The organism is Agathobaculum sp. LCP25S3_E8 (genome assembly GCF_052117165.1).
In the GTDB taxonomy this organism is placed as follows: Bacteria; Bacillota; Clostridia; order Oscillospirales; family Butyricicoccaceae; genus Agathobaculum.
In genome coordinates, this window is sequence record NZ_JBQKJR010000065.1 from 1 (window position 1) to 16,462 (window position 16,462).

Annotated in this window: 19 protein-coding genes and 3 pseudogenes; 14 read left to right on the forward strand and 8 right to left on the reverse strand. The window is 48.9% G+C overall.

What is annotated here, in order from left to right:
* Positions 1-256: 256 nt before the first annotated feature.
* The 7 genes and pseudogenes from ACTQ34_RS15410 to ACTQ34_RS15440 all read right to left on the reverse strand — a co-directional run.
* Positions 257-943 (reverse strand): hypothetical protein, encoded by a 687-nt coding sequence (locus ACTQ34_RS15410; protein ID WP_441364569.1) that lies wholly within the window; start codon positions 941-943, stop codon positions 257-259.
* A 282-nt stretch (positions 944-1,225) separates the two neighbouring features.
* The gene (locus ACTQ34_RS15415) at positions 1,226-1,648 is read right to left on the reverse strand and encodes a hypothetical protein (RefSeq protein WP_117445846.1); all 423 of its coding nucleotides are present in this window, start codon (positions 1,646-1,648) and stop codon (positions 1,226-1,228) included.
* 51 nt (positions 1,649-1,699) lie between these two features.
* Positions 1,700-2,068 carry a hypothetical protein gene (locus ACTQ34_RS15420; RefSeq protein ID WP_441364570.1) on the reverse strand — a complete coding sequence of 123 codons (369 nt, stop codon included), beginning with the start codon at positions 2,066-2,068 and terminating at the stop codon, positions 1,700-1,702.
* Entirely contained in the window at positions 2,061-2,300 is a 240-nt protein-coding gene (locus ACTQ34_RS15425) for a hypothetical protein (protein ID WP_119195228.1), read from the reverse strand. The genes ACTQ34_RS15420 and ACTQ34_RS15425 overlap by 8 nt, the downstream gene beginning before the upstream one ends.
* 42 nt (positions 2,301-2,342) lie before the next feature.
* The gene (locus ACTQ34_RS15430) at positions 2,343-2,576 is read right to left on the reverse strand and encodes a hypothetical protein (protein WP_202183597.1); all 234 of its coding nucleotides are present in this window, start codon (positions 2,574-2,576) and stop codon (positions 2,343-2,345) included.
* 340 nt (positions 2,577-2,916) lie between these two features.
* A complete protein-coding gene (locus tag ACTQ34_RS15435) occupies positions 2,917-3,261 on the reverse strand; it encodes a TnpV protein (protein WP_441364571.1) in 345 nt (114 codons plus the stop codon).
* Positions 3,258-4,742, reverse strand: a pseudogene (locus ACTQ34_RS15440) (recombinase family protein); the annotation flags it as partial. The gene ACTQ34_RS15435 and the pseudogene ACTQ34_RS15440, both read right to left, overlap by 4 nt.
* A 190-nt stretch (positions 4,743-4,932) precedes the next feature.
* Between ACTQ34_RS15440 and ACTQ34_RS15445 the strand changes: the two are divergent.
* From ACTQ34_RS15445 to mobQ, 7 genes and pseudogenes are all read left to right on the forward strand, one after another.
* Positions 4,933-5,706 (forward strand): annotated as a pseudogene (locus ACTQ34_RS15445) (AAA family ATPase); the annotation flags it as partial.
* Between the two features lie 297 nt (positions 5,707-6,003).
* Positions 6,004-6,420: pseudogene (locus ACTQ34_RS15450) on the forward strand (DUF4368 domain-containing protein); the annotation flags it as partial.
* A gap of 79 nt (positions 6,421-6,499) precedes the next feature.
* Positions 6,500-6,691, forward strand: coding sequence for a transposon-encoded TnpW family protein (locus tag ACTQ34_RS15455; RefSeq protein WP_006060444.1), 192 nt, complete (start codon positions 6,500-6,502; stop codon positions 6,689-6,691).
* A gap of 133 nt (positions 6,692-6,824) precedes the next feature.
* Complete coding sequence (locus ACTQ34_RS15460; RefSeq protein ID WP_441364572.1) at positions 6,825-7,121, forward strand: hypothetical protein; 297 nt, start codon at positions 6,825-6,827, stop codon at positions 7,119-7,121.
* 76 nt (positions 7,122-7,197) lie between these two features.
* Positions 7,198-7,734: a DUF7010 family protein gene (locus ACTQ34_RS15465; RefSeq protein ID WP_441364573.1), complete on the forward strand. Its 537-nt coding sequence runs from the start codon at positions 7,198-7,200 to the stop codon at positions 7,732-7,734.
* A 132-nt stretch (positions 7,735-7,866) separates the two neighbouring features.
* Positions 7,867-8,160 carry a DUF3847 domain-containing protein gene (locus ACTQ34_RS15470; protein ID WP_112091127.1) on the forward strand — a complete coding sequence of 98 codons (294 nt, stop codon included), beginning with the start codon at positions 7,867-7,869 and terminating at the stop codon, positions 8,158-8,160.
* Positions 8,161-8,433: 273 nt separating this feature from the next.
* Complete coding sequence (gene mobQ, locus ACTQ34_RS15475; protein WP_441364574.1) at positions 8,434-9,903, forward strand: MobQ family relaxase; 1,470 nt, start codon at positions 8,434-8,436, stop codon at positions 9,901-9,903.
* 56 nt (positions 9,904-9,959) lie between these two features.
* Here mobQ and ACTQ34_RS15480 read toward each other — a convergent pair whose 3' ends face one another.
* Complete coding sequence (locus ACTQ34_RS15480) at positions 9,960-10,214, reverse strand: zinc-ribbon domain-containing protein (protein WP_441364575.1); 255 nt, start codon at positions 10,212-10,214, stop codon at positions 9,960-9,962.
* Positions 10,215-10,296: 82 nt separating this feature from the next.
* On the opposite strand from ACTQ34_RS15480, the gene ACTQ34_RS15485 reads away from it, so the two are divergent.
* The 7 genes from ACTQ34_RS15485 to ACTQ34_RS15515 all read left to right on the forward strand — a co-directional run bounded on the left by ACTQ34_RS15485 (position 10,297) and on the right by ACTQ34_RS15515 (position 16,308).
* Positions 10,297-12,063 (forward strand): AAA family ATPase, encoded by a 1,767-nt coding sequence (locus tag ACTQ34_RS15485; protein ID WP_441364576.1) that lies wholly within the window; start codon positions 10,297-10,299, stop codon positions 12,061-12,063.
* Positions 11,961-13,136: a helicase-related protein gene (locus ACTQ34_RS15490; RefSeq protein ID WP_441364577.1), complete on the forward strand. Its 1,176-nt coding sequence runs from the start codon at positions 11,961-11,963 to the stop codon at positions 13,134-13,136. Before ACTQ34_RS15485 ends, ACTQ34_RS15490 begins: the two co-directional genes overlap by 103 nt.
* Before the next feature lie 2 nt (positions 13,137-13,138).
* The gene (locus ACTQ34_RS15495; protein WP_154473821.1) at positions 13,139-13,945 is read left to right on the forward strand and encodes a DUF3849 domain-containing protein; all 807 of its coding nucleotides are present in this window, start codon (positions 13,139-13,141) and stop codon (positions 13,943-13,945) included.
* On the forward strand, positions 13,942-14,286 hold the full coding sequence (locus ACTQ34_RS15500; protein ID WP_002576211.1) for a plasmid mobilization protein: 345 nt from the start codon (positions 13,942-13,944) through the stop codon (positions 14,284-14,286). Before ACTQ34_RS15495 ends, ACTQ34_RS15500 begins: the two co-directional genes overlap by 4 nt.
* Before the next feature lie 155 nt (positions 14,287-14,441).
* Complete coding sequence (locus ACTQ34_RS15505; protein WP_002576210.1) at positions 14,442-14,753, forward strand: CD1845 family protein; 312 nt, start codon at positions 14,442-14,444, stop codon at positions 14,751-14,753.
* A 95-nt stretch (positions 14,754-14,848) separates the two neighbouring features.
* Positions 14,849-15,457, forward strand: a complete 609-nt coding sequence (locus ACTQ34_RS15510) for a type IV toxin-antitoxin system AbiEi family antitoxin domain-containing protein (protein WP_002576209.1) — start codon at positions 14,849-14,851, stop codon at positions 15,455-15,457.
* Complete coding sequence (locus ACTQ34_RS15515) at positions 15,454-16,308, forward strand: nucleotidyl transferase AbiEii/AbiGii toxin family protein (RefSeq protein ID WP_154473823.1); 855 nt, start codon at positions 15,454-15,456, stop codon at positions 16,306-16,308. Before ACTQ34_RS15510 ends, ACTQ34_RS15515 begins: the two co-directional genes overlap by 4 nt.
* Positions 16,309-16,462 lie beyond the last annotated feature (154 nt).

A 16,462-nucleotide genomic window follows, 5' to 3' on the forward strand; every position in this document is an offset into this window, starting at 1 on the left:
CTCGGACATGGTTTGCTGTCTCCTTTCGAATGGTGTGTCGCGACTTCATTCTACCAAAGATCTGCAAACCATGTCTTTTTTGTTTTTGCGAAACTTATTCTACCTGACCTCCTTTTCGGCTCGAAGCTGTTCAAGGGTTTTCGGTTTTGTCATTGTGATTGACCTCCTTTTTTTGATATTGGGGACAAAAAAGACCGTCAACTTTTCGCATAGTGCGACCAGTCAACGGTCTGATTTTCTGTATTGAGTTATGATGTTAGTGATTTTCCGCCTTTGCTTTATTTAATATATCAAGAATTTCTCGAAACGATTTTTTTAATCGAGGATCATCATACATTTTCTTTGCCGTATCCAGCAATTCTTCTGCCTGATTATATTGCTCATTTATAATTGCTGCTATTATATCAAGTATGGCTATGTTTCCGCCGTAGATTTTGTGATGTCTATATTGTTGAAAAAGTCCTTGGTTTTCGTTGTATACTGTAATTGCTTTTTCATACTGTGCAGTTTCAAAATAGCTCAAGCAAAGGTTGATTTTATGAACTACATTAACAGAAGAACCGCTCAGCCGCTCATGGGACAATTTTTCCAGCATAGGAATTGCTATATCAAATTGTTTTGTCTCAATGTATCCAGCAGCCAAATTTAATTCTAAGATATTTCTTAATGTTTTCCCTTTTGCGGTTTTTAGCAAATTTTCTATACCGTCAATGTATTCCTGTGGCTTTTCTTCACTCAACAGCTTTGCAATTTTCTTGACTTTGTTAAAATAAATTAGATTGTAACATACATTGATTAACACAGCACCTAATACAATGGCAACCGCCGCAATCCAATAACCATGCATAAAAGCTGCATCATCAATCCTAAAACTAATTTTAAGGAATAACAAAATCAAGCCGAAGCAGACTCCTATCAAAACTATTTTTGCAACTCTTTTCAAATTGAGTACCTCCATCATACTTTATTTACAACTTGCTGGCGGCGAACGGTTTGTCAAAACCGTTTACGGACGGCAAGTCCACAGGGGATAGCCGCATAAGCGGCGCAAGGGGGTGTAGCCACCTTGACGGAACGAAGTGACGAAACATTCTCGGTCGAGCAGTTTTCTTCTGCTGACCGGGAATGAAGCTCCGCAGGACGCACGATACTCTCGACAGGAGAGTATAGAAGTGCGCCCTTTAGTTCCTAAAGGGTTTTTATCAGTGCGACAAACTGGAATTTGTTACTCTTTTGTATCGTAAATAATTTTGCCCGTAAAGTAAATTGAAATGTCCATTTGAACTAAATCTTCTGTTTCTAAGATAGATAAATAACCAGAATACAATACTTGATTATACCCATATAATTCATCTACAATTTCAAAGCTATAGTTTTTGTATCTCTTTATAAAGTGTTCCAGTTCTAATTTCTCACCGTTGAATTTTCCATAGTTTCCCCATTTGCTCTGCAACATAACGCAGGTACAATCAAAATCCACACCTTCGATTGTGATGTTTCCCTCGACCTGTTCAAAAGGTTCTGTAAGTTTTACATATCCGTCCTCAAATTCAAGTGCTATTGTCTTATCTTGAATTATAATCTTTTTGACCCGCATATCATGCAGACTATATGGAATGGGCGGATTGTGTTTATATTCTGTCCTCATGAGACCTCCCCGTCAAATTCCGATTGTACGTTTATACAAAACACCTTTATTTCAAACGTATGAAAAATACTGACATTCGCCGAGACTACTTAGCACGTCTCTAAGAACAAACATAAAATTCAACTTGCTTTTGTTTATAGTTTCTCCTTCAATTTTACTACAGTAATTTTGTACTTTCTCAAGTTCTTCAAACAGTAATCTATTACAAATTTCTTTAGCTTCCTCCAAAACAAGAGCATCACAATACACAGCATCGATAGAGTATTCTTCTTCTTCCACTATTAAGCATTGTTTTTCAGAGTGAAATCTTTTTGCGAAATTTGAAACAATTAGTTTTTTGTAATCTTCATCACACAATTCTATTGTACAAGGAACAAAATTATCATTATTTCGTTTTTTGAAAAATGTAATATCAAGCATTGTTGTTACCTCCAGTTTTCCCTTTTTTCACTTTTTCACGAACTTCTTTAACTTTTTCAGGTGAAAGGTCATCGTAAAGTTTTATCCCTTTTGCTTCAGCCCTTTGCTTCGTTTTTGGAGAAGCTTTAGCTTGGACTAAAGCTATGCCAACCCCTTGCTCGCTGAATTTATCAATATCACTTGGAAAAATTTTTGCTCTTGCTTTAATTTCTCCATAACCTTTTTCAGCCATTCTCGGCTCCCTCCAATCATCTGCCAATATTTATTATCTGCGCTAATCTTTTAAATACCTATCCAGAATAGCAATTAACTTTTGTTCATCTTCCTTGGGATAGCTAAAATCACCCAAATGTGAATTTCCTTCTGTAGATTGAATATCTATTCCATATTTCTCGCCAATCTCTTTAACCATCAGCTTAATGTCTCTATGTTCTGCCAGTTTTTGAATAGCTTTATTTTCATCCTCAGATTTCTGATAATCAACTATAGAAAAATTATTATACATCATCTTCTACATCCTCCTTAGTGAACACCTTAATATGTAAATTCATAGCTAAAAATTTTACTCTGCCATGCCACATGCTGCGAACTTCTCACAGTATAAGCAATTTTTTGTTCACCTTCTGCATCTAAGACATATTAAAACAATTCTGATTGTTCTAATCATTCTCAATTACACCTTCGTACCCTTCGGATAAGAAGTATCCCTCACTCAAAGAGCTCGGTCAATCCCGATTTGTTGCTTAATTTTCGTATTCAAATTATACCATAAAACTTGTGAACAATTCTACCGCAACTTTGGACTGTATGAACAAAGTCCGAACAGTTTTCTGCCCGGACTTCCTCACTCAATCATAAATCAATTCCGCTTTCACAACTTCCTCTGCCTGTGCCTTGCAAGCGTTCATCTGCCGCACCCATTCCATTTGGTTTTCGGCTTTTAGATGCTCGGTCACGCCGTTTTGCTCTGCCAGTGACCGCACGATCAGCTCTATGCGGTTTCGTGCCGCTTCGTCAATCTCGGCGCAATGCTCAAAGAGCTTGTCGGATAGCACTAGCTCATTGAACAGTATCGAGCGGTGTATTTCCAGATACGCCTTGCGAAGTCTGCCGTAGTGTCCGAGGGGCTTGGTCTTGCGGATAACGATGTTCGGGATAAGATAATCTCCGTTCTGTGTGTAAGTGATATTCATGCTGTTTGTACTCCTTTCATCGGCTCTCTCTGCGGTAAACTGCTGACAGGGACGAACACGCCCTTTGCAATGTCCTCTGCACGAATGGCGGCTTTCTTGGCTTCGATTTCTGCCTTTTTCCGCTTCTTGATTTTGTCCTCGTATCGCTTCTGCGCTCCGCTGGCTTTCCGCTTCAAGTAGTTCTGATGAAGCCTGTCCTTGCGTTCCTCACGTTTGCGGATTTCCTCTAATTCCTCCGGGGTCAGCTCCACTTCTCCAAACGCCGGGGGAACAAATCGCCCGACAAAATTGAAGTAAATCTCGACCTCCTGTGTGGTCTGTATACTGCCTTTGCGGTCACGCTCATGCACAAGGATTTTCTCGATAAACTCGTTGAGCATGGCAATGGTCAGCTTGTCGAAGTTCTCATATTTGTCGATCAGAGTGATAAAACGGTCAGCGTCCTTTTCGTGCTTTTCATAGCTCTTGACAGCCTTTTCCAGAGCAGAGATTTCAGCGGTAAGCTCGGACTGTTCCTTTTCGTATTGAGCGTCCAGAGTGGCGTATCTGCTGTCGGACAGCTTGCCTAAAATGTTGTCCTCATAGATTTTGCAGAGCAGGACTTCCAGCTCGGAAACTCTCTGCTTTGCGGCGGCAAGGCGTGTCCGCTGTTTCTTGACCTCTGTGGTCTGCTGGCTGGACTGCGCTTCCTGCACCACACGGACAAACTCGGCTCGGTCATGCTTTGCATACTCGGCAATGGCTTTGAGCATTTCAGAGACAAGGGACAGTACCACATCTTCATTGATACGGTGCTGGGTCTTGCAGAGTGTCCCACAAGGAACTTTGGTGTACTGTGAGCAGGTGTATTGAGAAATGCGCTTGCCGTTGTTGGTGCGGTGGACATACATCTTGCCGCCGCAATCGGCGCAATAGAGCAAGCCTGTGAGGGGAGCTGCTTCGCCCCAGCCGTCCGGGTAGCGTCTGACATTCCCACGGATTTTCTGCACAAGGTCAAAGGTCTGTTGGTCAATGATAGGCTCATGGGTATTTTCGAAAATCGTCCATTCGTCCTCCGGGACATAATGGCTTTTCTTGTCCTTGAAATGCTTTCGGGTCTTGAAATTGATGGTGTGTCCCAGATACTCACGCTTTTCAAGAATGTTGCAGATGGTGGAAGAACCCCAGCCGTACACATCTTTGAAAGTCTTGTTTTTGTTCACGCCCTCGCCGTGCCGGGCAAGGTAAGCGGACGGAATGAGGATTTTTTCTTCTTTCAGCTTGCTGGCGATCTGATACGGACCGTAGCCCTCAATCGTCATGGCAAAGATGCGCTTGACCACCTCTGCGGCTTCGGGGTCAACCAACCATTGGTCTCTTGCTTCGTTCCAAAGATAGCCGTAAATGACCGTGCCTGTGAGGTGCTTGCCGGACTTGCCTTTTGACTGGAAAGTGGAACGGATTTTACGGCTGGTGTCTCTGGCGTAATACTCGTTGAACAGAGGTTATTCGGGAAAGGGAAAGGCAAACAAGCAGAAATCCAGTATTCATGCGGGTTTGCGGCGGGATGGCTCCCTGAAAGCTGAACACAAATAAGACAAGCAGCAATACAATCGCATATCGTTTCTCAGGGAGAATGTTGATTTACGTCACATTCTCCCTTTTTTATTCCAGAAACGAGGTGATTGCAAAGTGAACACGCAAATTATCGCCATCGCCAACCAGAAAGGCGGCGTTGGCAAGACAACAACTTGTGCCAACCTGGGGATCGGGCTGGCGCAGACCGGAAAGAAAGTGCTGCTGATCGACGGGGACCCGCAAGGCAACCTGACCATCAGCCTGGGCCACCCTCAGCCGGACAAGCTGCCCTTTACCCTGTCCGACGCGATGGGCCGTATTCTGATGGATGAACCACTCAAACCCGGCGAGGGCATCCTGCACCACCCGGAGGGTGTTGACCTGATGCCTGCGGACATTCAGCTCTCCGGCATGGAGGTTTCTCTGGTGAACGCCATGAGCCGAGAGACTATCCTGCGGCAGTATCTGGACACGCTCAAGGGACAGTATTCCCATATCCTCACACGGCAGGAGTATTGCGGCGATGTGGTCAACTTCAAGACTACAAAGCATTTCCGGGATAAACATAACCACTATGTAGACCGGAGCCAGTGGCACATCACAGAAAATGTGCATGAGCCGATTATCAGCCGCAGCGATTTTGAAACCGTACAGCGGATTTTGGAAAACGCACCCGTCAGACGCCCCAACGGGGACGGGGAAATCCACCCTTTATCAGGCTTACTTTTCTGTAAGGACTGCGGCGCAAAAATGCACATTCGTATAGATTACCGGAACGGCGGCAAGCGGCACGTTGCTTTTTGCAGCGAGTACCACAAGGGAAAAGCCAAGAACCCCAAATGCCATTCACCGCACATCATGGACGCGGACTTGCTCATGCAGACCATCGCGGAAGTGCTGAAGAAAATCGAGGACTATTCTATCAGCAATCGGGCGGAGTTTGAAGCATTAGTGAAAAAGAACCTTGCCATGCAGCAGACCGACCAGACCAAAAAGCAGCAGAAGCGTATCCCGCAAATCACGACGCGCCTTGAACAGATTGACAAGGTGCTGAATAAGCTCTATGAGGACAACGCCCTCGGCACGATCCCGCAAGACCGCTATGAGCAGATGTCGCAGAAGTATTCAGAAGAATACTACGCGCTGAAAGCGGAGCTTGCCACGCTCCAAGAGCAGCTATCCGCTTATGAGAACGCGGGAGGACGGGCGCAGAAGTTTTTGAAGCTGACGGAACGCCATGCCGCCTTTACCGACCTCACCCCCGCCATTCTCAACGAGTTTATCAGCCGGATTGAAGTGCATGAGCGCGACCAGAAAAGGGCGAGATACGCAATCCAGCACATCAGCATATATTTCAACTATATCGGCAGGTTCGAGAACGAAGTAACACAGCTTGCAGAGCCGACCGAGCAGGAAATCCGGCAAATGCGGGAGGAAATCGAAGAAGCCAAAAAGGAAAAGAGCCGCGCCTACCACCGCAACTATTCAAGGGAATACCGGGCGAGAAATCTTGAAAAGCAACGGGAGTATGACCGCATGAAAGCGCGGGAATACCGGGCAAGGCGAAAGGCGCAGGCAGCCGCCGCACAGCCCGCACAGTAAAACAGAATAACCGTCAACCAAGAGGGATTTTCCGAACTACGGGAAATCCCTCTTTTGCGCCCAAAGAAAGGAGCCGCCTATGGCAGAACAGACCCCCGACAGTATCATCACGACCCAGAGGAACGGGCAGACCATTGTTGCGGAGTTGTTTTTCAATCACAGCAGCACAGAAACATTCCGCGACAAGCTGCTCAAACTGGTGCTTGCCGACAGTTCGCGTTTATCCGCGTCTGACGGTCAAGAGCCGGAAAAAACAGAAATCTTGCGATAACAGCCGCCCCGACGATACACTCCCCGTCCGGGCGGTTTCTATTTGAAAATCCTCATTTTCCCCAAGTCAAGAGCCGGGAAAAACACCCGAAAAATGCCCCTATTGCGTAACAGGGGCGCAGAAAGGAGAGTTTATGAGAACAGGGCTTACGAAGCAGGAAAAGACCACCGATATTTGGTTTGATGAGAAAGACCCGCTAATCCATATCCGCACCCACAACACCGACTTAAAGAAGCGGCTTGCCGCCTACGCCGGACAGCACCCCGACCAGTGCTGCCAGACCGACGCAGACCCGGACACGGGCTGCATGGAGTTTGTGATCCGCAAGGGGCGTTTCTCCTTCCGTCTGACCGCCCCATACAGCGAGAAACGGCGGGAAGCAGCGCGAAGGTATGCCAGAGAAAATAATGCCGCTGACAGGTTGAAATGAGGTAGATTTGTTCACAGTTTTGTGCTATACTTTAGCCAAGCAACGGAGCGACAAATCGGTGTTTGGAGGAAAGAAGATGTGCTTGGATGAATTAAGAAGTAATATAGCAATTAAGCAGAAAAAAGGATTGCCGTTTATATGTGCCTCTATAATTATATGGTTATTGATACTAATTGTAATATTGTTGGACTTGCCACAAAATACAGAGAATTTGCTTGTGCTTTGTTGCTCATGCCCGTTATTACCGATTTCTTGGGCGATTGGTAAAATATTAAAGGTTGATATCTTTGATAAAAGCAATCCGCTCGGTAATGTAGGATTTCTATTTACCTGTAATCAGTTTTTGTATTTATTGATTGTAATGTGGGTATTTAATGCTGTACCCGATAAAATGGTAATGGTCTATGCAATGGTATTTGGTGCACATTTATTGCCATATTCGTGGTTATATAAGTCGATAAGCTATCGGATATTCGCAATTATCATCCCTGTTTTATCACTTGTTATAGGGTGTATTTTTTCTGCACTTTTTATTGCACTCACGCTTATCTTGGTTGAATGTATATTTGCTGCTGCTTTGTTTGCAGAGTTGGGCAGATTCACTAACAAGTAAACATCAACTTCCAGTTTATCGGGCAGATAACGCCTACTCAATAACAGAATACACCAACTGAGAGCAGCTATTTTCACACAAGAAAACGGCTGCTCTTTTCGTTTGCCTATGATTAGAAAGGAGCGACCAACCATGACAAAGCCAAGAGAGAAAACCCGCGAAGAACTGCAAGCCGAGATTGAGGACGGAAAGAAGAAAATTCGGCAGTTTGAGAACCGAGAAAAGATGTTGCGTCAGAAGCTATCCAAAGAGGAACGCAGAACGCGCAGCCACCGCCTTATTGTCCGGGGCGCAGTCTTTGAAAGCATTGTGCCGGAAGCAAAGAACATGACCGACGAGGAAGCCACAGCACTTCTCCGGCTTGCCTTGACGAGTGAACCAGCGCGGGAATATCTGAAAAAACGAGCCGAGGGAGCGACAAGCTGAAAATCCCTTAGGAAATAAGGGCGCACTTATACACCCTAACGGGCGTGTGCGCTCTGCCGAGGGCTTTATCTCCGCACAGGGAGATTTCCCCGCGCTACGATATGGCGGCTTTGCCGCAACAAGGGGCTGCACCCCTTGCGCCGCTTCGCGGCTATCCCTGCACACCCACAAAAACAGTACACCCGCCGTTGGCGTCTGTACCATTTTTGCGGGTTTTGTTATCCTATCCGGGAGGTGATACCCATAGCCATTTACCATTGTAACATCGGCATTGTGAGCCGAGGAAAAGGCAAGTCAGCCGTTGCCGCAGCCGCCTATCGAAGCGGCGAGAAAATCACAAACGAGTGGGACGGAATGACCCATGACTACACCCGCAAGCGCGGCGTTGTCCATACGGAAATCCTACTGCCGCCCCATGCGCCACCCTCATTCTCTGACCGTTCAACCTTGTGGAACAGCGTGGAGCTTTACGAGAAAGCCGGGAACGCCCAGCTTGCCAGAGAGATTGACGCGGCACTCCCCATAGAATTATCCAGAGAGGAACAGATCCGGCTTGTCCGGGAATACTGTTCCTCTCAATTTGTTTCCAGAGGAATGTGTGTGGATTTTGCTATCCATGACACCGACAGCGGCAACCCCCATTGTCATATCATGCTGACTATGCGCCCCCTTGACGAGCGCGGCGCGTGGACAGCGAAATCCAAAAAGGAATATGACCTTGATGAAAACGGCGAGCGTATCCGCTTGCCAAGCGGCAGATACAAGACGCACAAAATTGACCTTACAGGCTGGAACGACAAGGACAACACCCTCTTGTGGCGCAAGGCATGGGCTGACTATACCAACGACTTTTTGGAGAGAAACGGAAGCCCGGAGCGTATCGACCACCGCAGCAACGCCGAGAGAGGAATTGACGAGCTGCCCACCGTCCACATGGGCGTGGCGGCTTGCCAGATGGAGAAGAAAGGTATCGCCACCGAGAAAGGCGAACTGAACCGCAGTATCCAAAAGGCAAACCGCCTTATCCGGGAAATCTGGGCGCAGATTGGCAAGCTCAAGGAATGGATTGCCGACCTGTTCAAAGCGCGGGAAACCGCTCCAGAACAGCCGCCGCAATCTCCCAACCTTGCAAATCTGCTGATGAAGTATTTGAGCGTTCAGAGAGAAAAGAGCCAGAAGTATTCGCAGAGTTGGCAGCACCAACACGCAACCGATGAATTGAAAACCATAGCGGCAGCGGTCAACTATCTCTCCGAGCATGGCATCTCTAATCTTGACGAGCTGGACGCTTCTCTTTCCTCTGTCAGCGATAAAGCCTATTCAATCCGGGAGGGAATGAAAACCGCCGAGCAGCGCATGAAAGAACTGCAAAAGCTTATTGAGTACGGCAGAAATTATCAAACCTACAAGCCCATACAGGACGAGTACCGACAAATCCGCTGGAAAGGAAAACAGGAGAAGTTTGCGGAAGCCCGCCGCGCCGAGCTTACCCTATGGGACGCGGCAAACCGCTATCTCCATGCCCATTTGCCGGAGGGCGTGAAAACCCTGCCGATCTCCGCGTGGGAGAAAGAATATACCGCCATCAAAACACAGAGGGACAGCGATTATACCAAACTGAAAGATACCCGCGCCGAGGTTGCCGAGCTTCAAAAAATCCGCAAATGCGTGGATATTGCACTCCGTGCCGACCAGCCGGAGCAGACACAGAACCGCACCAAGCGGCAGGAACAGGAGCGATAAAGAAAAGGACGGGCAAGCTGTCCGGCTTGTCCGTCCAGCTTATTGTCTGCTTAAAGTCATTTTTTGATTTCTTCCCCGCAATGGGGGCAATATTTTCCGTTTGTTAGTATTGCTTTTCCACAATGAGGACATCTGTTATTAAACAGTCTGTAAATTGAACCGGCTAATATGATAATAAAACAAACAAGCCCAACATAAATTCCTGCTTTGATTTCGTAATTGCCATCTAACAGTGATAGCCCCACAATTCCCCAATCAACGAAAAACACAATAACTGCGATGACCCATATCGCACACAATACTTTCTTCATGCAACCGCCCTCCACAAATCCTTTATATTTATTTTACTCGGAAACTATGAACAATTCAATCATAGAAAGCGAGGTATCAGTCATGTACTACACCCAAGAACAGATAGACCGGGCGAACCAAGCCGACCTTGTTTTGTTCCTGCAATCGCAGGGGGAACCGCTGGAACGAGCCGGACAGGAATACCGATGGAAACGGCACGACAGCTTGACCGTCCGGGGCAACAAGTGGTATCGCCACAGCCAGAGCAAGGGCGGCGGCCCCGTTGATTTTGTCATGGAATTTTTCGGCAAGAGCTTTACCGAAGCCGTGGAACTTCTCACAGGAGAAAAGGGAGCCGCACCGCCGCCGGATAGACCAAGCTCCGCGCCCCTCTCCGACTTCCGGCTACCGCCCCGCAGCCCCGACAACCGAACAGCGAGGAACTACCTCACAGCCGCCCGCCGCATTGATGAAGATGTGACGGGCTTTTTCTTTTCCACCGGGGATATTTACGAAGAAGCCGCCCACCACAACGCCGTATTTGTCGGCAGAGATGAAAACGGCATACCGCGATATGCCCACCAGCGCGGCACAGCCGGGAGCTTCCGGCTTGATGTGAAAGGCAGCGACAAAGCCTTTAATTTCTGCTATCGCGGCGAGGGCGAAAGATTGTTTGTCTTTGAAGCCCCCATTGACCTTTTATCTTTCCTCTGTCTGTTCAAAAAGGACTGGCAGAAGCAAAGCTATCTGGCGTTGGGCGGTGTGGGCGAGAAAGCCCTTTTGCGCTTCCTCTCTGACCGCCCGAACATCACGACGGTTTATCTCTGCCTTGACAGCGACCAAGCCGGAAACGACGCTTGCAGCCGCCTTGTGAAACTCATGCCGGAGGGCTTGACCGCCCACCGCCTTATCCCTCTTTTCAAGGATTGGAACGAGGTGTTGCAGCACCGGGCAGAAATCACAGACGGGAAGTATTTGCGGGAAGCAATTTATGGCTTGAAAGAGCCGCCGCAGGAAGAAACCGTCGAGATTATCCGCATGAGCGAGGTTGACACGCAGACCGTTGAATGGCTATGGGAGCCGTATATCCCCTTTGGGAAAGTAACCATTGTGCAAGGCAACCCCGGCGAGGGCAAGACCACCTTTGCCCTACGCCTTGCCGCCGCCTGCACCACTGGGGGAACGCTGCCGGGAATGAAGCCCTTGCCGCCATTCCAAGTGATTTACCAGACCGCCGAGGACGGGCTGGGCGATACCGTCAAGCCCCGCTTGATAGAAGCCGAAGCCGACCTTGACCGCGTGCTTGTCATTGATGAAGCCAAGCGGGAGCTTACCCTCTCCGACGAGCGTATTGAAAAGGCAATCACGCAGAACGGGGCGCGGTTGATTATCCTTGACCCCATACAGGCGTACATGGGCGAAAAGACCGATATGAACAGGGCAAACGAAGTGCGCCCCATGTTCCGCCGCCTTGCCGATGTTGCCGAGCGTACCGGGTGCGCCGTTATCCTTATCGGACATCTCAACAAAGCTGCCGGAGGGCAGAGCGCATACCGGGGCTTAGGTTCTATCGACTTCCGCGCCGCAGCAAGGAGCGTCCTGCTGATCGGGCGCGTGAAGCGGGAGCCGAATGTGCGCGTTATCGTCCATGACAAATCTTCCCTTGCGCCGGAGGGCAAGCCCGTTGCCTTTTGCCTTGACCCGGAAACGGGCTTTTCATGGATACCATCTATGAGGACATCCGCCAGAAGCTCATCGCCCAGGGGATGCCTGCCGAGCAGATCGCCTTTATCCACGAAGCCAACACAGAGGTACGGAAAAAGGAACTGTTCTCCAAGGTCCGCACCGGGCAGGTACGTGTCCTATTAGGCAGCACTGCCAAGATGGGCGCTGGCACCAATGTGCAGGATCGCCTTGTGGCGCTGCATGACCTGGACTGCCCGTGGCGTCCGGGAGACCTTGCCCAGCGCAAGGGCCGTATCGAGCGCCAGGGCAACCAGAACCCTCTTGTCCATGTGTACCGCTATGTCACGGAGGGAACTTTTGATGCCTACCTCTGGCAGACGGTGGAAAACAAACAGAAATTCATCAGCCAGATTATGACCTCGAAATCGCCTGTGAGAAGCTGCGACGATGTGGATGAAACGGCGCTTTCCTTTGCCGAGATCAAGGCCCTGTGTGCCGGAGACCCCCGTATCAAGGAACGCATGGATTTGGATGTGGAGGTTGCCAAGCTGAAGCTGATGAAAGCCGACCACCAGAGCAAGCAGTACCGTCTGGAGGACCAGCTGCTCAAATACTTCCCGCAGGAAATCGAAACCAACAAGGGGTATATTCAGGGATTTGAAGCCGATTTGGAAACACTGGCCACGCACCCACACCCGGCAGATGGCTTTGCCGGTATGGAGATCCGGGGCGATGTGCTGACCGACAAAGAAAATGCCGGTGCAGCCCTGCTGGATGCCTGCAAGGAGGTCAAAACCTCCGATCCGGTGCAGATTGGCAGTTACCGTGGATTCACTATGTCGGTGGAATTTGAAGCGTGGAAACAGGAATATACGCTCCTGCTGAAAGGACAAATGACCCATCGGGCGACCCTGGGTACAGACCCACGCGGAAATCTCACCCGTATCGACAACGCACTGGCGCAGATGCCCCAGCGTCTGGAGGCGGTCAAAAACCAGCTGGAGAACCTTTACCAGCAGCAGGCCGCTGCCAAGGAGGAAGTAGGAAAGCCGTTCCCCTTTGAGGACGATCTGCGGGTCAAGTCCGCCCGTCTGGTGGAACTGGACACCTTGCTGAACATTGACGGCAAGGGTCATGCCCAGCCGGAAACTGTGGTTGCCAAGAGTGCGCGGCCCTCGGTGCTGGACAGTCTGAAACGCCCTGTGCCGCCCCGCAGCCCTGAAAAGAAACCAAAACAACACGAGGAGGTACGATGATTATGAATGCAACAGATTGGAATACAGCTCTTTTTGAGAAAATGTCTGATGAACAGGATAAATTCCGGGACTGGCTGAAAAGCCAGCCCCCGGAGGAAATCCTGCACCACACCTATGAGTACACGGTCCGGGAGGACATCGTGATGGCAATGGAGGAGCTGGAGCTGACCGACGCCCAGGCCAAGGCACTTTTGGATTCTCCCACGCCGCTGGCGGATGTGTACCGTTATTTTGAAAAGCTGGAGACCGGCTACATGGATGTGATCCGGGACAGCATTGAAAACCGTGCCGATGATGTGTGCAGGGCGCAGGAAGAATTACGAACTGCCCCTCTCTACCCCCATTCTGCCGCCTATGCGTCCCAGCATGGGGAGATGGCACAGTACAACCACTCATATCAAGCGAACAGCGCCTGCAAAGAAGCCATTGAACAGGCCATCAGCGCTCACTATGCAGAGAACCGGCTGGATACGGAGGCGGCGGTCAAAGATGTGCTGGAAAAGTTCGGGACAGAACGGGTACAGTTTATTCTCGCCAACACCATCCAGCGCAAGAACCATGACGGGCGTATCTCTCAGGACAATAAAGCCTGGGCAAAAACCATTCCCATGCCGGAGGACAGCGATGCTTCCCGCCACTGTGCCTATCTGGTTGTGGATGGGGTCAATCCCGGTCTGACCGATCTGTTTACCAGGCAGGCCAGAAAAGCCATGCAGGAACCGCAGAAAAGCTCTGTCCTGCAAAAGCTCAGGCAGGAACCGCCTGCCCGCAAGCCTGCCGCCCCGAAGAAACAGGAGCCGGAGCGATGAGCAGCCCCAAGCGCAAGCGGGATGTGCCGGTTCTGTTTTGGGTATCCGCTGATGAAATGGAGTTGATTCAGCAGAAAATGGCACAGTTTGGGACAAAAAACCTGAGCGCCTATCTACGAAAAATGGCTGTGGACGGCTATGTGGTGCAGCTGGATTTGCCGGAGCTGAAGGAACTGGTATCCCTGCTGCGCCGAAGCAGCAACAACTTAAACCAGCTGACCCGCAAGGTACATGAGACCGGGCGGATTTATGATGTCGATTTGGAGGATATATCCCAGCGGCAGGAACAGTTATGGGACGGAGTTAAAGAGATACTGACACAACTCTCCAAACTTTCGTAACCGGGACAAATACCCCATCTGCGGAGGGAGGAACGGCGTTTCTTCGCCGCGCCTTCCTCCGCTTTTTCTTTTTGCCCGTATCCTTGCCTTTTGGCTGTGAGACAGGGATAATGGAATCAGGAACAGGAACTGTGATTTTGGGAGGAGGCATAACAATGAGGGCATTGGTATTTTTGTTGAAACTGCTGTTGAAGATCGTGATGGTTCCGGTGATTCTGGCGCTGACCCTGTTCGTTTGGATTTGTGTGGGGATCGTCTATGTCTCCGGTCTGGTGCTGGGGCTTATCAGCATGGTGATCGCCCTGTTGGGCGTGGCGGTCCTGCTGACCTGTTCCCTGCAAAACGGCATTATCCTGCTGGTGATGGCATTCCTTATTAGTCCCTATGGTCTGCCGATGGCTGCCATCTGGCTGCTGGGCAAGGTGCAGGACTTGAAGTTTGCCATTCAGGATTTGGTTTATGGATAAAATGCGCGGTCACAAAAATGCCAGACAGTGTCTGTTAAATTGCTATATTTACTTCTGTGCTACATCCGTGTATAATAGTAGCACGAAAGGAAGTGATGGATGTGACCAAATCAGAACGGTTTGAGCAATTAGACAGACTTCTGACCGAGCATGATGGGATGCTGCAAACCGCACAGGTAATCGCTAGCGGAATTGTAAAACCCATTTTTTATGAATATGTCAAAGAGAAAAATCTTCAGCAGGTTGCTCACGGAATTTATGTCTCCGAGGACACCTGGATTGATGCGATGTTTCTGTTACATCTGCGATGTGGTCAGGCAGTATTTTCCCATGAATCAGCGCTATTTTTCCATGACTTGACAGACCGGGAACCATCTCCATACGCTATCACGGTGCGCAGAGGGTACAGCACCACTCGCTTAAAGGCAGAGGGCCTTTCTGTTTACACCATCAAACCAGAACTATATGAGGTAGGGCTGACAACTGGCCAAACACCTTTTGGGCATACGGTTCCTGTCTATGATATGGAGCGCACCATCTGCGATCTGCTCCGCAGCCGAAGCAGCATGGAAATACAGACTTTTCAAGGTGCGCTGAAGATGTATGCCAGAAGAAAGGACAAGGATCTGCGGACTTTGATGCGGTATGCCGGTATGTTCCGGGTTGAAAAAATTTTACGGCAGTATTTGGAGGTGCTTTTATGATAAAGACAGCAAGGCAGCTAAAAGATTTGATTCGCAATCTTTCCAGAGAAAAATCTGCGGATGCACAGCTTTTAATGCGAAACTATATGATGGAGCGTTTTCTGGAGCGTATTTCCCTTTCTGAATATCGTGATAAATTTATTCTGAAAGGCGGGATGCTGGTAGCGGCAATGGTTGGACTGGATGCCCGTTCCACGATGGACTTGGACGCTACTGTAAAAGGAGCCAATGTTAATGTAGAGGAGATCGAGAACCTGATTTCTGCTATTGTGAGTGTGCCGATTGATGATGGCGTCAAATTTCAGCTGAAAAGCATTTCAGAGATTATGGATGAAGCGGAGTATCCTGGGATTCGGGTCAGCATGACTACAACCTTTGACGGTGTGGTGACACCTTTGAAGATTGACATTTCCACAGGGGATGCCATTACCCCCAGGGAGGTACGCTACTCTTTCAAGCTGATGCTGGAAGATCGCTCCATTGACATTTGGGCATACAATCTGGAAACCGTTCTGGCTGAAAAGCTGGAAACAATCATCACCAGAACCACCACCAACACCCGCATGAGAGATTTCTATGACATTTATATTCTGGATCAGCTCCACGGGAACACATTGAACAGGCAGACGCTCTATGATGCACTGTTGGCAACTGCCAAAAAACGCGGAACCGAACGGCATCTTGCAGAAGCTGTGGATGTTTTGAATGAAGTGGAAAGCAGTCCTGTGATGCAGAAACTTTGGGAATCTTACCGCAGGAAGTTTTCCTATGCGGCAGATTTGGAGTGGAACATCATCATGGGGGCGGTTCGCAGTTTATATGCGCTCAGTGAAAAGGAATCGAGCCTATGAAGAAGCATGGACATTATTGTAAAGTCTGCGGAGAATATAAGGCTAACGAAAAATTTTCCGGCAAAGGTCATGCGGCGCACATCTGTAAATCCTGTGCTTCTTTATCGCCGGAGAAACAAGCGGAGCAAATAACGGTAAACCGCTTACTGAATCT

What these genes read in the sequence shown, in the direction of transcription:
- ACTQ34_RS15455 (WP_006060444.1), top strand. Translation starts at nt 6,500, where the DNA reads ATGGCAGAACAGACCCCCGACAGTATCATCACGACCCAGAGGAACGGG.
- ACTQ34_RS15415 (WP_117445846.1), bottom strand. Translation starts at nt 1,648, where the DNA reads ATGAGGACAGAATATAAACACAATCCGCCCATTCCATATAGTCTGCAT.
- ACTQ34_RS15500 (WP_002576211.1), top strand. Translation starts at nt 13,942, where the DNA reads ATGAGCAGCCCCAAGCGCAAGCGGGATGTGCCGGTTCTGTTTTGGGTA.
- ACTQ34_RS15485 (WP_441364576.1), top strand. Translation starts at nt 10,297, where the DNA reads ATGTACTACACCCAAGAACAGATAGACCGGGCGAACCAAGCCGACCTT.
- ACTQ34_RS15465 (WP_441364573.1), top strand. Translation starts at nt 7,198, where the DNA reads ATGTGCTTGGATGAATTAAGAAGTAATATAGCAATTAAGCAGAAAAAA.
- ACTQ34_RS15420 (WP_441364570.1), bottom strand. Translation starts at nt 2,068, where the DNA reads ATGCTTGATATTACATTTTTCAAAAAACGAAATAATGATAATTTTGTT.
- ACTQ34_RS15480 (WP_441364575.1), bottom strand. Translation starts at nt 10,214, where the DNA reads ATGAAGAAAGTATTGTGTGCGATATGGGTCATCGCAGTTATTGTGTTT.
- ACTQ34_RS15515 (WP_154473823.1), top strand. Translation starts at nt 15,454, where the DNA reads ATGATAAAGACAGCAAGGCAGCTAAAAGATTTGATTCGCAATCTTTCC.
- ACTQ34_RS15430 (WP_202183597.1), bottom strand. Translation starts at nt 2,576, where the DNA reads ATGATGTATAATAATTTTTCTATAGTTGATTATCAGAAATCTGAGGAT.
- ACTQ34_RS15505 (WP_002576210.1), top strand. Translation starts at nt 14,442, where the DNA reads ATGAGGGCATTGGTATTTTTGTTGAAACTGCTGTTGAAGATCGTGATG.
- ACTQ34_RS15510 (WP_002576209.1), top strand. Translation starts at nt 14,849, where the DNA reads ATGGATGTGACCAAATCAGAACGGTTTGAGCAATTAGACAGACTTCTG.
- ACTQ34_RS15425 (WP_119195228.1), bottom strand. Translation starts at nt 2,300, where the DNA reads ATGGCTGAAAAAGGTTATGGAGAAATTAAAGCAAGAGCAAAAATTTTT.
- ACTQ34_RS15435 (WP_441364571.1), bottom strand. Translation starts at nt 3,261, where the DNA reads ATGAATATCACTTACACACAGAACGGAGATTATCTTATCCCGAACATC.
- ACTQ34_RS15490 (WP_441364577.1), top strand. Translation starts at nt 11,961, where the DNA reads ATGCCTGCCGAGCAGATCGCCTTTATCCACGAAGCCAACACAGAGGTA.
- ACTQ34_RS15470 (WP_112091127.1), top strand. Translation starts at nt 7,867, where the DNA reads ATGACAAAGCCAAGAGAGAAAACCCGCGAAGAACTGCAAGCCGAGATT.
- ACTQ34_RS15460 (WP_441364572.1), top strand. Translation starts at nt 6,825, where the DNA reads ATGAGAACAGGGCTTACGAAGCAGGAAAAGACCACCGATATTTGGTTT.
- ACTQ34_RS15495 (WP_154473821.1), top strand. Translation starts at nt 13,139, where the DNA reads ATGAATGCAACAGATTGGAATACAGCTCTTTTTGAGAAAATGTCTGAT.